The sequence below is a fragment of the Labilibacter marinus genome (genome assembly GCF_001659685.2).
Lineage (GTDB): Bacteria > Bacteroidota > Bacteroidia > Bacteroidales > Marinilabiliaceae > Saccharicrinis > Saccharicrinis marinus.
Genome location: NZ_LXYE02000045.1, coordinates 105194 through 126305, shown reverse-complemented (window position 1 = coordinate 126305; position 21112 = coordinate 105194). Strand labels below are relative to the sequence as shown.

The window sequence follows — 21112 nt, the reverse complement described above, 5'->3', positions numbered from 1 at the left end:
CGTTTAACTTTCGGGAGATTAAAGTAATGATTAAAAAAAGTGGATTATTTATTTTGGCCTTGGTGGCTTTAGTGGCTTGTAAGCAGAGGAAAACTGAAGCGGATAAGGGGATGCAAAAAAATACCCCGATTGCAACCTACAAACCATCCTACGCCAACAGGTTCAAAGTTGAATATTTTAAGGATCATAAAAGAGTTGAGGTGGTTCATCCATGGGATTCTACACAAGCACCTATAGTCAGTATTCTTTCAGAAGATTCTTTATTCTTACAAGAAAATCCTGATGCTATAAAAATACCCGTTGAAAGGTGGGTGTCTGTTACTTCTACTCAAATTAGTTATGCAAATGAATTAGAGGTGTTGCAACAAGTTGTTGGTATGGCTGAGCCTCAGTATGTTTCGAATCCAATTGTGCAAAAGGGAATCAGAGAGGGGACAATTAGGAATATAGGAAGTGCTTTTGCTCCAGATGCAGAATTACTAATGGCGCTACATCCTGATATGATGATGATTTCTCCTTTTAAGGAAGATTTTTATGGTCCTGTTAGAAGTGCGGGAATCAAGATTGCAACCAATTGCAGTTATCTGGAAAATACACCGCTTGGAAGAGTAGAATGGCTGGTGTATGTGGCTACATTTTTTAATAAAGAGGAGCAGGCCAAAAGCATTGTGGAAGAAATTGCAAAAAGATATCACGATGTTAAAGAAATCGCTTTAAAAGCGGATTCGAAACCAACTGTTTTTACAGGGAAAACTTATCAAGGCGTATGGTATACCGCTGCTGCCGAAAGTTATAATGCTAACTTTTTAAAGGATGCCAATGTGAATTATATTTTTAAGGATAGGCATGGAACGGGCTCCTTAAGTTATGATTTTGAAACAGTATACGAATCAGCTGCCAATAGTGAGTTTTGGTCCTTAATTGTTAATTCGCCTGAGACATACGGTTATTCTTTACTCTCGCAAGAAGATGAAAGGTATGCCGATTTTAGAGCCTTTAAAGAAAAGAATGTCATTTATTCCAACTCTAATAAATCCATGATTTATGAAAAGGGATTGATGGAGCCGGATGTAATTTTACAAGATTTAGTTCAGCTCTTGCATCCAGAATTAGGTTTGGATAAGGAGTTGGTATATTACCAAAAACTAACCAAGGAATAATCTGTATGCAGAAGGGGGAGACAAAGCAAAGAAAGCGATCTGCATTTATCTTGTTGGGGATATCACTATTTGTACTATTTGTATTAAATATCTCGTTGGGTTCGGTTTATATTCCATTTCAGGCGGTCGTTAAGTGGATGTTTGGCTTCCAAATTTCGAATGAAATTTGGGAAAATATTCTCATGAAATCCAGATTGCCCCAAGCGGTAACAGCATTGTTGGCAGGGGCTGGACTAGCAGCCGGTGGTTTGCAGATGCAAACTTTATTCAGGAACCCATTGGCAGGTCCATCCATATTAGGCATTAGTTCAGGTGCGGGATTAGGGGTGGCTATTGTTGTGCTATTGTTTGGAGCTATTCAAGGAATTTCGTTAGCCGGTTTAGGTTGGTTTGGTTCTTTAACCATTACTGCGGCAGCTTTTTTAGGTGCTATCTGGGTATTGTTTATGGTTTTGTTTTTAGCCCGGAAATTGAAAAATAACGCCATGCTGCTGATTGTTGGTATCATGGTGGGATATGCATCTAGTGCTATAGTTGGACTTTTGCAGTTTTTGAGTACCAAGGAAGATATTCAGTCTTTTGTAGTTTGGGGTTTGGGTTCGTTTAATAATCTCACGTGGGATAGACATACCATTTTTATTCCAATGGTTGTAATAGGTTTAGTTGGGTCCTTGTTTTTAATTAAACCCTTAAATGTTTTATTGTTAGGCGAAAACTATGCAGCTAATCTAGGTTTAAATATTAAGCGTTCTCGATTAAGTATTTTAGTTATTACAGGTTTACTTACTGCTACTATTACTGCTTTTTGCGGACCAGTGGCTTTTTTGGGTTTAGCTGTACCTCATTTATCCAAAGGTATCTTTAAAACGGCCGACCATTCGGTGCTGATTCCTGCAGTTATGTTATTTGGCGGAGCCTTAGCTTTGTTATGCCATTTAATTGCCCGTATGCCCGGTTTTGATGGAACCCTACCTATAAATGCAGTTACTTCTTTAATTGGTGCTCCGATTGTTGTTTCTGTGATATTAAAAAGAAGAAGTTTAACACAGTAGCTGTAGTGATGGAAAATCCAGATACCTTGTCTTTAAGAACAGATAATTTAGCGGTAGGATATGATAAAATTAACCCGCCCTTGCATCAAGATATTAATGTTAAGGTAAAAGCAGGTGAGTTTATTTGCTTATTAGGGCCTAATGGTGCAGGTAAGTCCACGCTTATAAAAACATTATCGGGTTTTCTAAAGCCCATAAATGGTTCGGTCTGGTACGGAGAAGATAAAATTGAAGATATTTCGGAAGCGCATAGAGCTAAAAAAGTTAGTGTTGTATTAACCGATAGGGTAGAAATACAAAACTTAACTGTGTTTGAATTGGTTGCTTTGGGGCGAACGCCGTATACAGGTTTTTTCGGTAAGCTACAAAAGGAGGATGTTGATAAAGTACATAAGGCCATTGAAGAAGTTGGCTTAGCTGGTTATGCCAATAAATCCATTGACAAAATGAGTGATGGAGAAAGGCAGAAAGCGATGGTCGCAAAAGCTTTAGTACAGGAAACGCCTTTTATTATTTTAGATGAACCTGCTGCATTCTTAGATTTGCCAGCCAAAATAGAGATCATGCAATTGCTTCGTCGCTTATCGCACGAAAAGAAGAGAGGTATTTTGCTGTCAACACACGATTTGGAGATGGCCTTACAAATTGCCGATAAAATATGGCTATTGGCTCAAGGTCGAACCTTACAAAAAGGAATTCCTGAGGATCTAGTTTTGTCCAATGATTTTAAATGTTTTTTCGAAAGAGAAGGGATTGAATTTGATAATGTAACAGGTACATTTTTATATCACCGTGTAGAAAGACAGCAAATTACCATTAAAGGAACTGGGCTGGCAAGTACATGGGTGAGTCGTGCTTTATATAGGGTAGGCTTTGAACCTGTTCTAAAAGAATGCGATTGGCAAATACAGGTTTCCAATACCTCTAAAAAATATAGTATTCATTTTAAAGAGGAATTATTGGGCGAGTACGCTTCAATTGAAGCCTTATTGGAAGAGCTTGGTAAACAAGAAGCTTTAGTAAAGAATTTCCAATAAAGTAACGTCGAAAATAACTACAGCAAAAGGGCCTATTCTACCACCAGAGCCTTTTTTACCCCATCCTAACTCAGGCGGAACATACAATTTAAAGCGACTGCCGAGCTTCATCATCATCAAGCCCTCCTGATAACCTTCAATTACTTCATCGAGTTTAAACTCTAATGGGGTATTATCTTTATAGGTGTCATCCAGTACTTTGCCACCAAGTAGCAAGGCGCGTTGGTCTACTTTTACCAAGCTATCGTGTTGTGGCGATTCACCAGAACCTTCCTTTATGATTTCATACTGAAGTCCCGATTCTGTTTCGATGATATTGGGTTTCTTCAAGTTTTGTAATAAGAAATCTTCTGTTTTTTTTCTATTCTGTCCTGATGAACCTCCGCTTGCCTTTTTACCCTTGCCTCTTGCCATATTAATACTAGTTTATGGCACAAATATAAATCAAGCCATCATAAAATCAAATTCACTATTTTAAAACCATATATACAGGCAGGTGGTCGCTATAGCCATTCAAGTATTTTTTTCCTCCGTAGGTTCTATGAAGGTACCCTTTGAAATCGCCATCTTGCTGAATTAAATATGGCTTTTTAAATATATATGCAGAATCGAAACGGAGACCTTCATCTGCGCTTAATAATCCTTGTGTAACTATAATTTGATCAAACAGGTTCCATTTTCCTCTATAGTATAAGGTTCCTTTCCCTTGTTCAAAATCATTAGCTAACGGATTATATAAGTCCTTGCTTTCTAGAGAATCTTTTTGTCCATGTGCCTTTAAATGAGTTATTATAGATTCGTCAGTTGGATCGTCGTTTAAATCACCCATCGTCACTATTTTGGCGTTTGCATCGATTGTTAATAAAGAGTCAATGATCTGTCTGTTTAAAAGAGCGGCTGCTTTTCTGGATGGAATACTTCTTTTTAATCCGCCATATCGACTAGGCCAATGGTTAACGATGAAGTGAATTAAATCTCCTTCTAATTTACCTGAAACTAAAAGTTGATCTCTGGTATACAGTCTTTTGCCATCTTCGTTTTTGTATATAATTAATGGGTATGATTTTGTTGAAGTAAGTTCAAATGAATTTGGATCATACAGCATAGCTACATCTATACCTCTTTCGTCTGGCGAATCTGTATGTATTATACTGTAATTCTTCTCTTGAAGAAGTTTAGTCTTTATTAAATCTTCTAGCACGCCTCTATTTTCAACTTCACAAAGACCAATTAAGCTAGGGCCATTTATATTCATTTCTGAACCTATATCAGCAATTACCTTGCTCATATTGTTCTGTTTTGCTCTGTATCTTTCCGAGTCCCATTGTTTAGAGCCCTCTGGTGTAAATTCACCATCTCGTACTCCAACATCGTTAATAGTATCAAACAGATTTTCAAGATTGTAAAAAGCTATAATATGAGCCGTTGGTTTGTGTAGTTCTGTCTGTTTTTTAGAGTTAGTAGTACAACTAAAAACAAGCAGAGTTATAAATGACAAAATAAGAATTCGCTGCATGGTTGTTTAACAATTTAATATTTTATAAGCGACTGCAATTTACATTTATTTTGCCATGCTAAAAAGTAAATGTTGTTAATTAATAATAGCTTAATGTATCTAAAGTGAATGGAGTGTTTGAATGATGATTGGGATATCTTGATTTAAATAGACCATTTGGTCTAGCTTGTGCCTATGATTCTAATTACATCTTTTACACGGTCTAGATGTATTTGTAATATCCTACTATTGTCTAAACGTAGCTCTATATGATCTTTAAAAAAGTCATGATCTTCTGTGATGGGGAAGTCTTTATTGTAAAAGGTAAGCTCTTGTTCTTTAACTTTAATCCTACTCTTTAGCTTATTCACCTCACTTATGTGTTCTTCAAGCGCAATAATCTCAACTGAATTTAAAGATTTTCGTTTATCATTTTCAGGTAAAATCTTATTCTGATTGAGTAATAATTCAATCTCTTGTAAAAATAAATCTAATCTTCTTTTCCACAGTTTGTACTCAAACTCTAAATCCATTAGTTCAATGTAACCGTTCTTCATAAAATGCTGTTTTGGTAAGTCAAATTCTCTCAACACGTATGCATTACATAAAATGTAATGTTAATACTATCTTAAATATATAAAAAACGAACGAAAAAGTCCAGTAATGGAAAGTGGATTGTGGGTAAATGAAAAAGCCGACAAATGTTAGTGTGTCGGCTTTTGTTATATTTTTAGGTTTAAATTGCTTTTAAACTTAAGTCTAGACTTTTTATATGGTGTGTGAGAGCTCCTACTGAAATGTAATCGACTCCGCATTCGGCATATCCTCGAAGAGTTTCCAGGGTAATACCACCTGAAGATTCTGTTTCAAATCTACCATCAATTATTTTAACTGCTTTACGCGTTTCTTCATGTGTGAAGTTATCCAGCATAATGCGATGAATTCCTCCTACTTTAAGCACTTCATCAAGCTCCTTGAAATCTCTTACTTCAACCTCAATTTTAAGATCCTTATTGTTGGCTTTTAAGTATTCTTGAACGGAGTGTACCGCTTTTTCAATACCACCCGCAAAATCAATATGGTTATCCTTTAGCATAACCATGTCGTATAGACCAATACGATGATTTACTCCACCTCCAATTTTAACCGCTAATTTTTCAATTTCACGAAGTCCTGGAGTTGTTTTGCGAGTATCTAATACGCGTGTTTTAAGACCATCTAGCTTTTTTACATATACGGATGTGCGAGTAGCAATGCCGCTCATACGCTGCATGATGTTTAAAACCAGCCTTTCTGCTTTTAAAAGATCTAACACTTTACCTTCAACAATAAATACAATATCGCCAGGTTTAACTTCGGCACCATCCTTAATGAATACCACAATGTTAATGTTAGAATCAAATTTTTTAAAAACGCGTTGTGCGATATCAACACCTGCCAAAATACCTTCTTCTTTTACTAGTAGATGAGCTTTGCCCATGGCTGTGTCAGGAATACAAGCCTGTGAGGAATGGTCGCCATCGCCAACATCTTCTCTAATGGCGTTATCAATAATGCTATTAAGCACTTCTTCTTTAATCATCTTGTTTTTCTATTCTTAATTGATGAATATAGGTTACTGAACCTTTATTCTTTGTTAAAAAGTAAAATCGATACGTTGAAGTATTCGATTGATATTTACCAATAGCAAAAGAAGAGCTCTCTCTAATTCCTTGGTGGATAATCTTAAAGGTGTTTACCTTGTTTCGGCTAAAAAAATCGCTTAAAACAAGTTTAGCCTGAGCATTACTAAAAACGCCCGATTTTTGAGGTAAAACCAATTCAATTTTATCATTAAAGTGTTTGGCCAATTCAACCGCATTTCCTTGTTTGGTAGCGCTTATTATTTCATCAGGAAACTGCCCAAAACTATTCACAGAAATAGTAAATAAAAAACTAATTAATACTAATCCCCGTGTTGTTATCGATCTTAGAATATTCATTCTTTCATCTTTTGGTTCGACAAAAATAAATTAATACAAATATTAAACCATATAGCATGGTTGATTTTGTATTTTTATTTTTACATTTTTAAAAAATATACATGTATACGCATGAAAGTAATATTAGTTTTAATAGGAAAAACAGATGAGGCCTATTTAGATACAGGCATTGGTAAATATATAGACAGGTTAAAACACTATATTCCATTTGAAATGAGGGTTATACCTGATCTTAAAAATACTAAAAAACTATCAGAAGAACAGCAAAAAAATAAAGAGGGAGAATTGATTATGCAGCAATTTCAGCCTGGAGATGAGGTGATATTGTTGGATGAAGGTGGAAAGTTGCTTTCTTCGAGAGAATTTTCTGTTTTTATGGAACAAAAAATGTTACGAGGTATTAAACGTTTGGTATTTGTAATAGGAGGACCTTATGGCTTTTCTAAAGATGTTTATCAGAAAGCGGTAGGGAAGTTGTCATTGTCTAAGATGACTTTCTCGCATCAGATGGTTCGCTTAATTTTTACAGAGCAACTATATAGAGCAATGACCATTCTAAAGAATCAACCTTATCATCACGATTAATTTTAAAAAAGCGCTTCATGCAAAGGCTACACAAGTTTTATTTTTTAAGTTGGCAGTACATACTTTTTTTAGTTTCTATTTTATTAGTTGTGCTGTTTTCTTGGGCTTATCAAAATTATAACCATCATTCATTTAATGCCTTGCGTTTTCAGAATGCCTTGCACCAAAAAAGTAAAGAGGCTGAAATATATGCCGATAAATTTGTTGAAAAACTGAGAGCAAATGAGGAGTGGTTTGCAGTGGATTCGACAGATAATTCCAAACCTAAAGGAATTGAAGTGTTGGTGTATAAAGAGGATTCTTTGTGTGCATGGACAAATCAAGTGTTGCCATATAAAAAAGAAAGTGTTTCAATATTAAGTAGGCGAGTAGTAAAACTGACCAATACATGGTATATCATTAACCGAATACCCTATAAAGAATGGGATTTATTTACTTTGGTTAGTGTTAAAACAGAGTATCCATATAATAATGACTTTTTAAGCGACGAATACGCCATTAATTTACCATTGGATTTATGCCATGATATTGTTGTAGATAAAAATGAAAAGGGAGTTAAAGTAAAAGATATAAAGGGGAATTATCTTTTTACGGCTCAGGAGTGTGCATCATCCAACCCGTTGTATGCCAATTGGGCGGTATTATTCCTTTTTATTACCATTCTTTTATACGTTCAGTTAATCATTCATACCATAAAAAGGCAAGATGATTTAAGATATAATATTATCGTCTTTTTATTGAGTATCTTGATGAGTGCCATCTTTTATTATCTGCACATCAGTTATCTTTTTCCAAAAATTATATCTCAAACCCCACTTTTCTCGCCATTGTATTTTGGTGCTTCTGATATGTTTCCAAATATGGGGAGTATGCTGATATTTGCCATATTGGTATTTAGCGAGGCCTTTATTTTCTATAAATATCTATTGCCTTCGTCTTACGAGGTGAAGCTCCCTACATCAAACATACGGAAGTCAGTTACGATTGGCTTAATATTTTTAGCCACTTTTTTCTATTGGTATATACAAAATAGTATAGTTACCCTTTTAGTATCCAACTCTGCATCTGCACCCATAGTTTTTCGAATTACGGATATAGGAGTGCTAGACGTGGTAAGGTTATTTGTGACTTGTTTACTATGGCTTTCGGTTGTTTTAGTCGTTGAAAAAGCGATAAAGGTTTTCCTAATACAACTGTCCAGAAAGCAATTAATAGTTCACTTATTGGCTAGCATGGTTGTTGTGGCTTGTTTTAGTTTTAAGCCCATGTATCTATTGTCTGTTGCTGCTTATATGGTAATTACTTATATGCTGTTTTGGGTAACTAAAAAGAAAAGTAAACATGCGTATAATACATTTATTTGGTTTGTCTTTGTGTTTGCTGCATATGCGGTATACTCTTTTTATTACCATAACGTTCACAACGAAAGACAAGAACGTAAATTATTAGTTGAAAATTTATCTTTTAAGCTTTTGCAGGAGGAAGATCCTTTGACTGAGTTGATGTTAAAAGAATCGGAAGATTTGATTGAGCAAGATTCTATCATCATTAGAGAATTGGAAAAGGAGGTGATTAACGATGCTAAGTTGGGAAAATATATTTCTAAAAAATATTTAATCAGATATTTAAAGCGATACGAAATACAGGTAATACCATGTTGGCCAGAGGGGGAAGTTAAGGTTGAGGAGAATGGAGAAACACACGATTGTTATGATTATTTCAATAGTCTTATACAAGAATATGGTACGCAGGTTTTGGGGAGTCAGCATTATTATTTTTTAAAAAATAACACGGGTGAGATAACCTATTTTGGCGTATTTAAAATAAATGAAGGGGATCCAGAAAAGGAAGTGTGCATGTATATTGAGTTAGTCTCAAAACCTTACTTTGAAGGGCCAGGTTATCCTGAATTATTACTATCGCAAAGAGAGGCGAAGCTAAAGGAGTCTTTGTCTAATTACTCGTATGGTAAGTATGTAGACGATGTGTTAGTAAAACAGACAGGCGAATATGCTTACCCAATACATCTGGAGCGAATTACAAAGGTACAGAATGATTTAGGGGTGTATGAATATGAGGATTTTTCGCATATGCCATTTCACCCCGTTGAAAATGTTTGCGTGGTGCTTTCAAAACCTAAAGTAGGTTTAGCTATGTTATTGGTAGCATTCTCTATCTTTTTTATCTCATTTTTTATTTTTGGAGCTATTCTACTGGCATTTACCAGAGCCAAGCGTGAGAGGTTGATTTATGTGTTTTCTGTTCAGGAAAGGATTCAGATTGCATTTATTGGACTGATGTTGGCCTTGTTAATTATTATTGCGGGAGGTTCTGTATGGCAAACCATTCGTCGTTTTGAGATTAAGAACAATCAGATGTTATCCGAAAAAACACGTTCGGTACTGATGGAATTAGAGCATAAAATAGGAAGTCAGAATGAACTAACGCCAGCAATGGAAGAGTATTTAACGGGCTTGCTCAAGAAATTTTCAAGCGTTTTTTATACCGATATCAATATGTATGATGTAGATGGTCGCTTGTTGGCCACATCGCGTCCTGAACTCTTTGATAGAGGGCTTTCTGGGCATTTAATGGATAGCAAGGGATATATTGAGTTAAGGCAAAAAGGCGAACTTGAATTTATTCAGCGCGAATCCATTGGTAAGCTCGAATATTTATCAGCTTATGTTCCTTTGTACAATGTTAATAATCAGTTGTTGGCCTACTTGAATATGCCGTACTTTGTAGGTACGAGTGAATTGCGAGAGGAAGTATCTTCTTTAGTAATGGCTATCGTAAATTTTTATCTAATATTTTTAATCATTGTTATTGGATTAACGGTGGTGGTTTCCAAAAGGATAACGCACCCTTTAATGGTGATTCAGAGTAAATTGAGTCAGCTTAAACTAGGTGGCAGAAATGAGAAAATTGAATATAAAGGGAATGATGAAATAGGGCAGTTGGTTACGCAGTATAACCGCATGGTGGATGAGATGGCCGAAAGTGCTGAAAAATTAGCAAAGTCAGAACGAGAATCGGCTTGGAGGGAGATGGCTCGCCAGATTGCGCATGAAATTAAAAACCCACTTACGCCAATGAAGCTAAGCATTCAATACTTAGAAATGGCGCAAAGAAATAATGATGCCGACTTTGAAAATAAACTTAAAAGGGTTTCTTCCACTTTAATCGACCAGATTGACAAACTTTCGTCTATTGCTTCTGAGTTTTCAAATTTTGCCACAATGCCTATTGCCAAACGAAAAAGAATTGATGTGATAGAATCTTTGATGCAGTGTGTTAACTTGTTTGATAAATCAAAAGAGGCTGATATAATTGTAAAAGATAATGGTGTAGATAGTTACTCTATATATGCGGATGGTGAGCAAATGATTAGTGTTTTTAATAACCTTTTGCAAAATGCTATTCAATCTATACCAAGTAATAGAGAAGGTTGCGTGAACGTAACTATCGAAAAGAAAGAAGAGTCGGTTCTGATTAAGATTAAAGATAACGGCAAAGGAATATCAGAAGAGGCTCAGGAAAAGCTATTTGTTCCAAACTTCACCACCAAAACGTCTGGTATGGGTTTGGGATTAGCGATAGTTAAAAATATAGTTAAAAATACCAAGGGTAATATATGGTTTGAAACCGAAGAAAATGTGGGGACTGAGTTTTTTGTGGAATTTCCTTCGTATGGAGAGTAGAGCGATTTAAACGAACTACATTTAGTTTTGGCTAAATGTAGTTACGATATATCTTCAAGCTTTATCAGTTGATTTAAAATAGCATAAACGGTAAGTCCTGAAATCGTTTTAATACCAAGCTTACGTGTGATGTTTTTACGATGCGATATTACAGTATGCGTACTGATGAACAGTTCATTGGCTACTTCTTTGTTGGTTTTACCCAAAGCCACCTTTTTCAAAACATCCTTTTCTCTGTCGCTAAGTTCTTCAGAATTATCCTGTTGAGTAACTGATTGCTGAACTGATTTAACCTGATTACGAAGCTTATTTAATAGCACTGATTTTGAATCGAAGACCGATAGAACCAGTTCGTTTCCATCATCGGGTATTGGTGTATTAAAAATAGAAATCACCTGAACATCCGAAGTATATTTTTTAATAAATTCATCTACCTCGGGTACACTGCTTAAAGTGGTGTTAATAATTAAAATATGAGGCGTAGACGATTTAAGCGAATCTATTAATTCCTCCATACTTTGCACCTCCTCAATTTTGGTGACCGCTTTTAGCTCCTGTAGAATGGTTGAAAGTCCCTTTCGTACCAAGTAGGACGGCTCTGCTACTAATATCTGTACCATATCCTATTTGTTAAAGGTTTTCTAGTTCTTCTTCCATTTTTTTTACTCTTGGTATGAGTACCTTTTCTTCCAGTCTGGAGTGGTCCTTTAAATCTTGCTCTAGCTTAAAAATGTCAAATAGCAAACTGTTATACTTGCCATTATCGGTAGGTGGAGGAAGGTATTTTATAAGGATATTTTTTAAATCAAACAGCTTTTCTTCAATGTCGTTATGCTCTTCGAGGTACTGATTGATATTAAAATCTTCAAATTGCTCATTGAATTCACAGGTTTTTTTGCCTAATTCAATGCAATTAGATAATTCTAACACATAGGGGAAAACTGTTTTTTCCTCCAGTTCTATATGTGTACTAAACTCACCAATATATTCCTTAAAAAAGTTTTTTATGAGCTCGTAACTTTGCGTAGTCTCCTTTAGGTCTTCCTCTAGCTGAATAATTTTAGCCTGAATGTCAGGAATTTTTTGTTCCAGATAATTCTGATGCGTCCTGCGCAGATACTTAACTAACCAATCTGCTTTAAACTGAAGTAATTTTTCTTTAGGAAAATAGTCGGTATCGTGAAACGCATTCGCCAGTTGCAGAAAAAAATCTACATTAACTTCATGTTGTTCACACACTTCGTTAATTGTTTTTTCTCTAAATCCCAAAGGAATTCCAATTCGTTGTATGAATGCCAAAAGCTGAAAATCCATATGGATTAAGTCAGCCATTTTCATATCCGCAGTAATAAGCATAATATCAGATTTGTCGCAAAGCTAAGGCTTATTTAAAATCTTTCCAAATAACTACCTTTTAAGAATAGTTAAAAGGTTTGGTTTAGGGCAAAAAAAAGGAGCTAACTAATGTTAACTCCTTTTGTATATTATTTTTTACGCATAAAAATCTGGACTGGTACGCCTGAAAAATCATACATTTTCCGAAGCTTATTTTCAAGAAAACGTTTATATGGGTCGCGCACGTATTGAGGTAAATTGCAAAAGAATGCAAATGCAGGTGTATTAGTTGGCAACTGCATAATGTATTTAATCTTGATGTATTTACCTTTTGTTGATGGTGGTGGGTTGTCACTCACCACTTGTTGCATGGCTTCGTTTAATTTTGAGGTTGGTATTTTACGTGTCTTGTTTTCATAAACTTCAACCGCCATTTCTAATGCCTTGTGAATACGTTGTTTGTTGATAACCGAAGTAAATACGATAGGGAAATCTACAAAAGGCGCAAATTTGCTTCGTATTTCTTCCTCGAATTTCTTGGTAGTCATGGTATCCTTTTCGATCAAATCCCACTTGTTAATCAACACTACTAAACCTTTTTTATTTTTCTGAATTAACTGAAAAATCTTTTGGTCTTGACTTTCAACACCACGTGTAGCATCAACCATTAGCATACAAACATCCGAATTTTCAATGGCTCGGATGGCACGCATTACGCTATAAAATTCTAAGTCCTCGTGTACTTTCGATTTTTTACGAACCCCAGCTGTATCAACCAGGTAAAAGTCGTGATTAAACTTGTTATAACGTGTATATATCGAATCTCGGGTTGTTCCGGAGATAGGAGTTACAATATTTCTGTCTTCACCAATAAAAGCATTTACAATAGATGATTTACCTGCATTAGGTCTACCCACAATGGCAAATCTTGGAATATCTAGTTCTTCAATACTTTCGGCGCTTGGAAAAACTTCAACAAGTCTGTCTAATAATTCTCCAGTTCCTGAGCCGTTGATAGATGAAACAGGAAACATTTCTTCTAAACCTAAAGCGTAAAAATAACTAGCTTCAGCAAGGCGTTCAGGATTGTCTACTTTATTGGCAACCATCAAAACCTTCTTTTGCGTTTTTCGAAGAATATCAGCCACCATCTCATCGTAGTCGGTAATGCCAGTGGTTACATCCAGCATAAATAAGATAACGTCGGCCTCTTCAATCGCTATCATTACTTGTTTTCTGATTTCTTCCTCAAAGATATCATCAGAACCTATGGCATATCCACCAGTATCTACTACAGAAAAGTCAAGTCCGTTCCATATACTCTTTCCATAAATACGATCGCGCGTAACTCCACTCTCTTCATTAACAATGGCCGTACGTGTTTCCGTAAGCCTGTTGAACAGTGTTGATTTTCCTACGTTTGGTCGCCCTACAATGGCTGCTATATTTCCCATTTTAATCTGGTTTTGTGATATTCAAAAATAAAAAGCGTGCAAAGATAACTATTTATTTACCACTTAGGCACATAGTAAGTTAATAAACGCTAAGTTATTTTAATTGTACGTTCAAAGAGGGAGAAACTTCTTAAAAAGAAGCTTCTCAATGTGATGATTGAAATATTTTACTTTTGGTCGTAACCAAAGTTTTTTAACGAATTGTCTTTGTCTCTCCAGTCTTTGTTTACCTTAACGTAGAGCTGTAAGAAAACTTTTTTATCCACAAATTTCTCTATGTCTTTTCGAGCTTCTGTACCTGTCTTTTTTAGCGCGTTTCCTTGATGCCCAATAATAATTCCTTTTTGAGAATCGCGTGCCACATGTATAATCGCTCTAATGTCAATTCGCTTGTTACTTTCTTTAAACTCCTCCACTTCAATTTCTACCGAATAAGGAATTTCTTTTTGATAATATAGAAGAATTTTTTCTCGAATGATTTCGGAAACAAAGAAGCGAGTTGGCTTGTCCGTCAACACATCTTTATCAAAATAAGGTTCGCATTCAGGTAATAATTCCTTGATGCGAGTCATTAAATTATCGGTATTGAAACCTCTTAATGCCGACATTGGATAGATTTCTGCTTTAGGAAGTTCTGTTTGCCATAAAGAAACCAACTTATCTAATTGTTCAGGATTAGATTCGTCAATTTTATTAATGACCAATATAACAGGTGAGTCTGTTTTTTTTACACTATTCAGGAACTCGCTATTTTTATCCATCTTCTCAACTACATCTGTCATATAAATAACCACATCTGCATCCTGTAAAGCAGTTTTTGAAAAGCGAAGCATGGATTCCTGTAATTTGTAGTTAGGTTTCAGTACACCTGGCGTATCAGAAAAAACTATTTGATAATCCTCCTCGTTCACAATACCTAAAATTCTATGGCGAGTAGTTTGCGCTTTAGAGGTAATAATAGATAATTTTTCACCAACTAACTTATTGGTTAAGGTTGATTTACCCACATTAGGGTTACCAACAATATTTACATATCCAGCTTTATGCTTCATTCTTATTTTTTAATTATTGTGCGAAGATACAAGTAATACATCGTACAGACAAAAAAGCCTGAAAATCAATCATCAGTTTGCTGAAAAAATGAAAGGTTAACTTCCGCAGAAATTAACCCTTCACCACAAAACTGATAGGGATTTTATTGTAATTCTTTCATTAATTTTTGCGTGTATTCAATACCGATAGTATCATTACTAAAGTTATAGCAACCCACTAAAATATTATCAACATTAGATAAAGAGACCTTGCCATTAAACATATCTTCTATAATTAAAACTTTGCCAGGCTCGATGAGTTCTTTATTATTAGCGAAATCCTGATATAGCTCAATGGTGGCTTTTGCTGCTTGATGATCTTCGCATTCAATAGTAAAAAGATTAAGCTTAGCATCGTCGTTTTTATAACTTACTTCTAACACACTATTTAAGAATTGATGGCCCAGGTAGTTTTTAGGAAAGTATTTCTCCGAATGTTGAACTCTATTTTCAGAGGGGAAAGCTTTTAAAAAGTCTGGCTGAATAATCATGAGCTTGTTTCTGGCAATGAAATTATTGGCCAAGTTTTGCATAGCTTTCTGATGCTTCTCATTATTAGCTGAGATCTTTACGTAATATTCATCTACCCAAAAATTAAGAGCCGATGGTTCAAGATAACCTTCAACGCCTTGTTTAATGTAATTGGTTGTTGATGGGCGCTCAAAGGCATACATGCCAAAAGCAGTAATGGGACTTTCGTGCAAGTAAACTTCAAGGCTAATGTAATCGGAACCTGATGTGTACTCTATTATTTCCATTTTCTGAAAACCATATTTAATATAGGAAGCCGCGGCGCCATTAATATATTCCCAAAGTGTTTCCGTAGTGTAACTGTCGGTTTGTTTTGCTTTTTCCCACTTATCTAATTCTGGAAATTTTACCTGAGCATGGGTTAGTGTTGTACCAATCAAAATCAGTAATAATAGCCATTTATGTTTCAACATATAGTTTTTATTTTTTTGCAGAGCTTAGCGTTGAATAAATAGAGCTAAGAGTATCGTTATTCTTTTAATGTTTTTATTATAGGGTTAAGCCAAAAAGTCATTTGGTATAATAGTTAGCCTGCTAATATCTTTTATTTTTGCTGCCACATCAAAGCTTTTTGTGCAACTCACCGTACATGAACCACAATCATCACATGGGTTGTTTTCGATATTTAATGTTGTAATTAACTCTTTGGCCTGAAGCGGGTTTCTATATCCATACGAATACATGTATGCACGCATCAATTCAGGAACAGGCAAATTCTTTGTGCAATCCGTAACGCATGTGTTACAAGTATCATTGCAAAATAAACCTTGCTCATTTTTAGCAAGCGCTAAGTCGTTTTTCTCATCCGAGGATAGCTGCACATCCTTTAGTACTGCCATATTGATTTGTAATTGTTCTAGGTTTACCATGCTTGGAATAGTAGTGCAAATGTGCTCATCTTCTAGTATCCATTTTAAAGCTGCTGCATGATTAACCGTCTTTGTTTTTTCTTTATCTAAATAACCTCCTGCCATTACTTTCATGGCAACAATACCAATCCCTTTTTTTGAGGCTAGTGCTATTTGCTTTTTGATGGCATCTGCATCATCATGTTTAAAATTAATAGCGGTTAAAATAACCTCATAAGCTCCAGCCTCAATAGCAGCCTCTATTACTTCAGGTTCATTTTTGTGTGTTGAGAAACCGATATGTTTAGCTTTGCCTAAATCTTTTGCTTTTTGCAGTTGAGCTATGTTTGCAGGGTTTTTTATTGCTTCAGCTTTAGACATTCCATGCATATACAAAATGTCCACATAATCCATTTGTAAGCGAGCAAGACTTTCATCCAGCATTTCCAGAAATTTCTCATCCGTATCCTGACGAACCACTTTTGTGGAAATAATAAATGAATCTCTATCCACATCTTTTAATGTTTTACCTAACATCTTTTCGCTATTTCCTTGCTGATACCTGTAAGCTGTATCAAAATGCGTGATGCCCACTTTTAAGGCAGCTTTTATCACAGCAGGACTATCTACCTCACCACAACCGATGCTTAGTACAGGTAATTCTATGCCGGTATTGCCTAGCTTTCTAGTAATGATAGAAGTTTGATTCGGTTCTTTAGCTGTATTAGAAGCGTTCATATTGTTCGTAAGCGCAATGCCAGCAACGCCTGCAGCTGAGGTTCGTAAAAAGTTTCTTCTGTTTAAGCCTTTCATAAGATGAGTTTTTAGTCGTAACGAGCTTTAAGTTACTGAACTTTAGGGCTGAATCAAATAGTTAATGGTGTATTTGGAATGATTCTACAATAATGATTAATTGGATAGTCACAGTTGTGTGTTTTTTGATATTTAATGAAAAAATGCTAAATCACACTCCCAAACATAATCAGTCTCTTAACTAATAAAAATAAACAATGCGAATTCTTACTATATTTTTAATGGTGTTGATGACAGTTGTATCATGCACCCAACAACAAACTCCATATAATATTATTGATCCTACATCATTTAAAGGGGAATTAAATGGAAAGGCTTTGGAGTTATTTACGCTGACAAATAGCCATGATATGACGGTGCAGATAACCAATTATGGTGCTCGGATTGTTTCTATATGGGTTAAGGGTAAAGATGGTTCTTTTGCAGATGTTAACCTGGGCTTTAAAAGTGCCGACAATTATTTAAACGCTAATGGAACAGCATTTGGTGCTATGATTGGTAGGTATGCCAATAGAATAGCTAAAGGCCGTTTTGTTGTAGAGGAGGATACCATTCAGCTGGCACTTAATAATGGTGTAAATAATATACACGGTGGACCCGAAGGATTTAATAAAAAGGTGTGGGATTTTGTGAGTTCTACCAGCAATAAATTGGAATTGAGTTACCTTTCGGAGAATGGTGATCAAGGTTTTCCTGGAGCTTTGAAAATAAATGTGGTTTATGAGTTGACAGAGGATAATGCACTTAAAATTTCTACAAAAGCAACTACCGATAAAACCACGGTGATTAATATCTGCAATCATGCCTTTTTTAATTTGGCCGGAGAGGGAAGTGGCACGGCTTTAGACCACCAACTTTATATTAATGCGGATTACTACACGCCACTAGATTCTGTGCAAATACCAACTGGAGAGATTGCAGCGGTATCTAATACGCCATATGATTTTAAAAAAGCAATAGACTTAGGAGCTAGAATTAATAAGCCATTTGATCAATTGATAATGGGTAAAGGTTATGATATTAATTTTGTGTTGAATAAAGAAGAAGATGAACTTAGTCATGCTGCCACATTAACAGAACCCATATCGGGTAGAGTAATGGAAGTTTATACCACCGAGCCAGGAATGCAGTTGTATACGGCTAATTATTTAAATGGCTCTGATACTGGGAAGTTTGGTAAGCCTTTAAAAAGAAGAGAGTCTGTCTGTTTAGAAACACAGCATTTTCCGGATAGTCCTAATCAAAGTCATTTTCCATCTACAGTATTGCGCCCAGATGATACATTTGAGTCGCTTACTATTTTTAAGTTTAGCGTGAAGGAATAAATAAGAAAATTTCACGCAAAGTGCGCAAAGTAAGTAAAACACAAAGTGCCGCAAACTAATTTCTATTATTCTGCGGACTTCATGCTTCTGCCTTCATGCTATTAATTAGCCAACTGTAACCCTTTAATTTGGTCATCGAATGCGGAGAGTGCGGCTTTGGCACCTTCGCCCATGGCAATCACAATTTGCTTAAAAGGAACAATTGAAACATCACCTGCGGCATAAATACCAGCCTTGTTTGTTCTACAGTTTTGGTCAATTACAATTTCTCCAGCTCTGTTGGTTTCTACTACATCAGTAAAAACGTCGCTATTGGCTTTTAAACCAATCTGTACAAAAACACCATCTGTTTCAATTAACTGTTCTTGCTCCCTAATTCGGTCTTTGTATTTTAGTCCAATTACTTTTTTGCCATCACCCTCAACGTTTATGGTTTGCGCGTTGGTTATAATTTTTACATTAGATAATTGACTTATTTTATCTTGTAAAACTTGATCTCCTTTTACTTCTGGCATAAACTCCAATATGGTAACTTCTGTGGCAATAGAAGCTAAATCGATGGCAGCTTCCAAACCTGAATTTCCACCACCCACAACAACAGTTCTTTTGCCTTTGTAAAACGGTCCATCACAATGTGTGCAAAAAGCAACACCAGCACCAATGTATTCTGTTTCGCCAGGTACATTAAGCTTTCTCCAACTGGCTCCAGTGGCAATAATCAAGGCGGGAGTATGTATCTTTTCACCTAGGGTGGTGCTAATACTTTTTACGCCATCCACCATTTCTACCTTTTCAACCATTCGGTTTTCAAGAATATCTATGGGATAATCATTTAAATGCGATTTAAGGTTAGCACTTAGTTCTGTTCCAGTGGTTTTAGGTACAGATATCATATTCTCAATACCTACTGTTTCGGTGACTTGGCCTCCAACTTTTTCGGCCACAATGGCTACTGAAAAACCTTTACGGGCAGAGTATACTGCGGAAGAAACGCCTGCTGGCCCACCACCAACAACTACTACATCGTAGTTTTTTGTTTCAGCATCAGATGCACTAAAATCGCTGCCTAAAACGTCCTCTAACTTGCCTAATAATTCTGCCATAGAAGATCTACCCACGTGCAGTACTTTACCGTTGGCATATACCGAGGGAACGGCCTGAATATTTAAAGCATCTACTTCATCCTGATAAATGGCGCCATCAATAATCTCGTGTTTAATATTTGGGTTCATCATTGAAATAATATTCAATGCCTGAACTACATCGGGGCAATTGGTACAAGTTAATGAAATATAGCTCTTGATAGTAATACTACCTTTTAGTGCTTTAATACGCTGTATGAATGTTTCGTCTGGTAGGTTTTTTCCAATTCCATCCATATTTAATACAGCCAAAAGCAAGGTTGTAAACTCGTGCCCATTGGGTATAGCCCTAAAGATAAAAGACGATTCCTCACCATTTTTAAGAATGCTAAAACGTAAATCCTCCGCCTCTTGAATTTCTACGCTTACCTTATCTGAGCATGAAGCTACATCTTCAAGTAATTCAATTAGCTCAGATTTGCTGGCATGTGATGGGGAGGTTTGTATTTTAAAAGTATACTGATTTTTAAGACTTGCAAATAATCCTTTTACCTGGTCTTTTAAAGCTTGTTCTAACATATCTTGAATGGATTAAATGGTGAATACTAAAGAAGGGAAAGTATTTAAAGTTTATAATATAGGTTTGTTAAATCCCCTTATCAACGCCTTTGGCAGCTTACTTCCCCTTGCTTTCATGAGCAAAGGGAAGAGCCAAAAGTGTTTTTGTTTTTATCGTAAATAATAATTCGTTTTTGTAAGAAAATTATATTTTCTCAAGTGCTTGAATTGGACTTTTCGGGCAAGCACTAATTAAATCTTACCTACTAAGTCGATGTTTGGCTTAAGGGTATCGCCACCTTTTTCCCATTTTGCAGGACATACTTCTGCCGGATTTTCAGCTACAAACTGTAATGCTTGTAAGCGACGTAAAAGCTCGTCTGCATTTCTACCTACATTCCCAGCTAATACTTCATAAGCAACAATTTCTCCTTTCGGATTTACAATAAAGGTACCTCGCTCGGCCAAACCAACTTCTTCAATCATTACATCAAACCCTCTTGAAATAACAGCTGTTGGATCAGCAAGCATTGGGTATTTAATTTTTTTGATGGTATCTGAAGTGTCGTGCCATGCTTTGTGTACAAAGTGCGTATCCGTAGAAACAGAATAAATTTCGGTGTTAGCAGCTTTAAACTCATCATATTTGTTAGCTAAATCTTCTAGCTCAGTAGGGCATACAAAAGTAAAATCGGCAGGGTAAAAGAAAAACACAGACCATTTACCTAATACACTCTCTTTATTTACTGTTTCAAATCCATTATTTACAAAAGCTTGAACTTCAAAATCTACAATCTCTTTTCCAATTTGTGACATAATACTAAGTTTTAAATATTTGATATTTATTTGTTTTTATTTCTGATTCAAAAGTACTTCAAGTCCTGATATCAATCAAATCGAATGTTTCTATGGTGATATAGTAAATGTTTATATGTGCATATAATCAGTAGATTGCAGTTGTATTGTGTAGCAATGAGTAATGAAAAAATATTGCTATTCTTTTTTCGTCTAAGGAATTTATACGTCAGCGTAATTCCTTTACAATGTTATTTACTATGTC

19 protein-coding genes are annotated in these 21112 nt (G+C 35.6%); 6 read left to right on the top strand and 13 right to left on the bottom strand.

Going from position 1 to position 21112, the window contains the following annotated elements:
- The first annotated feature begins 26 nt into the window (after nt 1-26).
- The 3 genes from A8L32_RS18745 to A8L32_RS18735 are packed head-to-tail and all read left to right on the top strand — an operon-like array spanning nt 27 to nt 3249.
- The gene (locus A8L32_RS18745) at nt 27-1160 is read left to right on the top strand and encodes an ABC transporter substrate-binding protein (protein ID WP_075591224.1); all 1134 of its coding nucleotides are present in this window, start codon (nt 27-29) and stop codon (nt 1158-1160) included.
- 5 nt (nt 1161-1165) lie between these two features.
- Nucleotides 1166-2212, top strand: a complete 1047-nt coding sequence (locus A8L32_RS18740; RefSeq protein ID WP_075591223.1) for an iron ABC transporter permease — start codon at nt 1166-1168, stop codon at nt 2210-2212.
- A gap of 8 nt (nt 2213-2220) precedes the next feature.
- Entirely contained in the window at nt 2221-3249 is a 1029-nt protein-coding gene (locus tag A8L32_RS18735; protein WP_075591222.1) for an ABC transporter ATP-binding protein, read from the top strand.
- Here the strand turns inward: A8L32_RS18735 and A8L32_RS18730 are convergent.
- From A8L32_RS18730 to A8L32_RS18710, 5 genes are all read right to left on the bottom strand, one after another.
- Nucleotides 3229-3663 carry an FKBP-type peptidyl-prolyl cis-trans isomerase gene (locus A8L32_RS18730; RefSeq protein WP_075591221.1) on the bottom strand — a complete coding sequence of 145 codons (435 nt, stop codon included), beginning with the start codon at nt 3661-3663 and terminating at the stop codon, nt 3229-3231. The two genes, A8L32_RS18735 and A8L32_RS18730, sit on opposite strands and share 21 nt — an antisense overlap.
- 55 nt (nt 3664-3718) lie before the next feature.
- On the bottom strand, nt 3719-4765 hold the full coding sequence (locus A8L32_RS18725) for an endonuclease/exonuclease/phosphatase family protein (RefSeq protein WP_075591220.1): 1047 nt from the start codon (nt 4763-4765) through the stop codon (nt 3719-3721).
- A 161-nt stretch (nt 4766-4926) separates the two neighbouring features.
- A complete protein-coding gene (locus tag A8L32_RS18720) occupies nt 4927-5301 on the bottom strand; it encodes a hypothetical protein (protein ID WP_075591219.1) in 375 nt (124 codons plus the stop codon).
- 179 nt (nt 5302-5480) lie between these two features.
- Nucleotides 5481-6326, bottom strand: coding sequence for a carboxylating nicotinate-nucleotide diphosphorylase (nadC, locus tag A8L32_RS18715; RefSeq protein ID WP_075591218.1), 846 nt, complete (start codon nt 6324-6326; stop codon nt 5481-5483).
- Entirely contained in the window at nt 6319-6726 is a 408-nt protein-coding gene (locus tag A8L32_RS18710) for a DUF4783 domain-containing protein (RefSeq protein WP_075591217.1), read from the bottom strand. The genes nadC and A8L32_RS18710 overlap by 8 nt, the downstream gene beginning before the upstream one ends.
- Before the next feature lie 111 nt (nt 6727-6837).
- Here A8L32_RS18710 and rlmH point away from each other — a divergent pair, with 111 nt between their 5' ends.
- A complete protein-coding gene (gene rlmH / locus A8L32_RS18705; RefSeq protein WP_075591216.1) occupies nt 6838-7311 on the top strand; it encodes a 23S rRNA (pseudouridine(1915)-N(3))-methyltransferase RlmH in 474 nt (157 codons plus the stop codon).
- A 17-nt stretch (nt 7312-7328) separates the two neighbouring features.
- Nucleotides 7329-11015 carry a sensor histidine kinase gene (locus tag A8L32_RS18700; RefSeq protein WP_075591215.1) on the top strand — a complete coding sequence of 1229 codons (3687 nt, stop codon included), beginning with the start codon at nt 7329-7331 and terminating at the stop codon, nt 11013-11015.
- Nucleotides 11016-11056: 41 nt separating this feature from the next.
- On the opposite strand, the gene A8L32_RS18695 is transcribed toward A8L32_RS18700, so the two are convergent.
- The 6 genes from A8L32_RS18695 to A8L32_RS18670 all read right to left on the bottom strand — a co-directional run bounded on the left by A8L32_RS18695 (nt 11057) and on the right by A8L32_RS18670 (nt 17087).
- Nucleotides 11057-11635, bottom strand: a complete 579-nt coding sequence (locus tag A8L32_RS18695) for a response regulator transcription factor (protein WP_075591214.1) — start codon at nt 11633-11635, stop codon at nt 11057-11059.
- A gap of 10 nt (nt 11636-11645) precedes the next feature.
- The gene (locus A8L32_RS18690; RefSeq protein ID WP_075591213.1) at nt 11646-12371 is read right to left on the bottom strand and encodes a hemerythrin domain-containing protein; all 726 of its coding nucleotides are present in this window, start codon (nt 12369-12371) and stop codon (nt 11646-11648) included.
- A gap of 128 nt (nt 12372-12499) precedes the next feature.
- Entirely contained in the window at nt 12500-13804 is a 1305-nt protein-coding gene (gene der, locus A8L32_RS18685) for a ribosome biogenesis GTPase Der (protein WP_075591212.1), read from the bottom strand.
- 167 nt (nt 13805-13971) lie between these two features.
- Nucleotides 13972-14856, bottom strand: a complete 885-nt coding sequence (era, locus tag A8L32_RS18680; RefSeq protein WP_075591211.1) for a GTPase Era — start codon at nt 14854-14856, stop codon at nt 13972-13974.
- 143 nt (nt 14857-14999) lie between these two features.
- Entirely contained in the window at nt 15000-15839 is an 840-nt protein-coding gene (locus tag A8L32_RS18675; protein ID WP_075591210.1) for a DUF6599 family protein, read from the bottom strand.
- An 84-nt stretch (nt 15840-15923) separates the two neighbouring features.
- Nucleotides 15924-17087 carry an aldo/keto reductase gene (locus A8L32_RS18670; RefSeq protein WP_075591209.1) on the bottom strand — a complete coding sequence of 388 codons (1164 nt, stop codon included), beginning with the start codon at nt 17085-17087 and terminating at the stop codon, nt 15924-15926.
- A gap of 197 nt (nt 17088-17284) precedes the next feature.
- Here A8L32_RS18670 and A8L32_RS18665 point away from each other — a divergent pair, with 197 nt between their 5' ends.
- Entirely contained in the window at nt 17285-18412 is a 1128-nt protein-coding gene (locus A8L32_RS18665; protein ID WP_075591208.1) for an aldose epimerase family protein, read from the top strand.
- Between the two features lie 101 nt (nt 18413-18513).
- On the opposite strand, the gene ahpF is transcribed toward A8L32_RS18665, so the two are convergent.
- Together ahpF and ahpC are read right to left on the bottom strand one after the other, a co-directional pair.
- Nucleotides 18514-20073, bottom strand: coding sequence for an alkyl hydroperoxide reductase subunit F (gene ahpF, locus A8L32_RS18660; protein ID WP_075591207.1), 1560 nt, complete (start codon nt 20071-20073; stop codon nt 18514-18516).
- Between the two features lie 231 nt (nt 20074-20304).
- Nucleotides 20305-20868: an alkyl hydroperoxide reductase subunit C gene (gene ahpC / locus A8L32_RS18655; protein ID WP_075591206.1), complete on the bottom strand. Its 564-nt coding sequence runs from the start codon at nt 20866-20868 to the stop codon at nt 20305-20307.
- Nucleotides 20869-21112: the final 244 nt, after the last annotated feature.

What these genes read in the sequence shown, in the direction of transcription:
- A8L32_RS18745 (WP_075591224.1), top strand. Translation starts at nt 27, where the DNA reads ATGATTAAAAAAAGTGGATTATTTATTTTGGCCTTGGTGGCTTTAGTG.
- A8L32_RS18740 (WP_075591223.1), top strand. Translation starts at nt 1,166, where the DNA reads ATGCAGAAGGGGGAGACAAAGCAAAGAAAGCGATCTGCATTTATCTTG.
- A8L32_RS18735 (WP_075591222.1), top strand. Translation starts at nt 2,221, where the DNA reads ATGGAAAATCCAGATACCTTGTCTTTAAGAACAGATAATTTAGCGGTA.
- A8L32_RS18730 (WP_075591221.1), bottom strand. Translation starts at nt 3,663, where the DNA reads ATGGCAAGAGGCAAGGGTAAAAAGGCAAGCGGAGGTTCATCAGGACAG.
- A8L32_RS18725 (WP_075591220.1), bottom strand. Translation starts at nt 4,765, where the DNA reads ATGCAGCGAATTCTTATTTTGTCATTTATAACTCTGCTTGTTTTTAGT.
- A8L32_RS18720 (WP_075591219.1), bottom strand. Translation starts at nt 5,301, where the DNA reads ATGAAGAACGGTTACATTGAACTAATGGATTTAGAGTTTGAGTACAAA.
- nadC (WP_075591218.1), bottom strand. Translation starts at nt 6,326, where the DNA reads ATGATTAAAGAAGAAGTGCTTAATAGCATTATTGATAACGCCATTAGA.
- A8L32_RS18710 (WP_075591217.1), bottom strand. Translation starts at nt 6,726, where the DNA reads ATGAATATTCTAAGATCGATAACAACACGGGGATTAGTATTAATTAGT.
- rlmH (WP_075591216.1), top strand. Translation starts at nt 6,838, where the DNA reads ATGAAAGTAATATTAGTTTTAATAGGAAAAACAGATGAGGCCTATTTA.
- A8L32_RS18700 (WP_075591215.1), top strand. Translation starts at nt 7,329, where the DNA reads ATGCAAAGGCTACACAAGTTTTATTTTTTAAGTTGGCAGTACATACTT.
- A8L32_RS18695 (WP_075591214.1), bottom strand. Translation starts at nt 11,635, where the DNA reads ATGGTACAGATATTAGTAGCAGAGCCGTCCTACTTGGTACGAAAGGGA.
- A8L32_RS18690 (WP_075591213.1), bottom strand. Translation starts at nt 12,371, where the DNA reads ATGCTTATTACTGCGGATATGAAAATGGCTGACTTAATCCATATGGAT.
- der (WP_075591212.1), bottom strand. Translation starts at nt 13,804, where the DNA reads ATGGGAAATATAGCAGCCATTGTAGGGCGACCAAACGTAGGAAAATCA.
- era (WP_075591211.1), bottom strand. Translation starts at nt 14,856, where the DNA reads ATGAAGCATAAAGCTGGATATGTAAATATTGTTGGTAACCCTAATGTG.
- A8L32_RS18675 (WP_075591210.1), bottom strand. Translation starts at nt 15,839, where the DNA reads ATGTTGAAACATAAATGGCTATTATTACTGATTTTGATTGGTACAACA.
- A8L32_RS18670 (WP_075591209.1), bottom strand. Translation starts at nt 17,087, where the DNA reads ATGAAAGGCTTAAACAGAAGAAACTTTTTACGAACCTCAGCTGCAGGC.
- A8L32_RS18665 (WP_075591208.1), top strand. Translation starts at nt 17,285, where the DNA reads ATGCGAATTCTTACTATATTTTTAATGGTGTTGATGACAGTTGTATCA.
- ahpF (WP_075591207.1), bottom strand. Translation starts at nt 20,073, where the DNA reads ATGTTAGAACAAGCTTTAAAAGACCAGGTAAAAGGATTATTTGCAAGT.
- ahpC (WP_075591206.1), bottom strand. Translation starts at nt 20,868, where the DNA reads ATGTCACAAATTGGAAAAGAGATTGTAGATTTTGAAGTTCAAGCTTTT.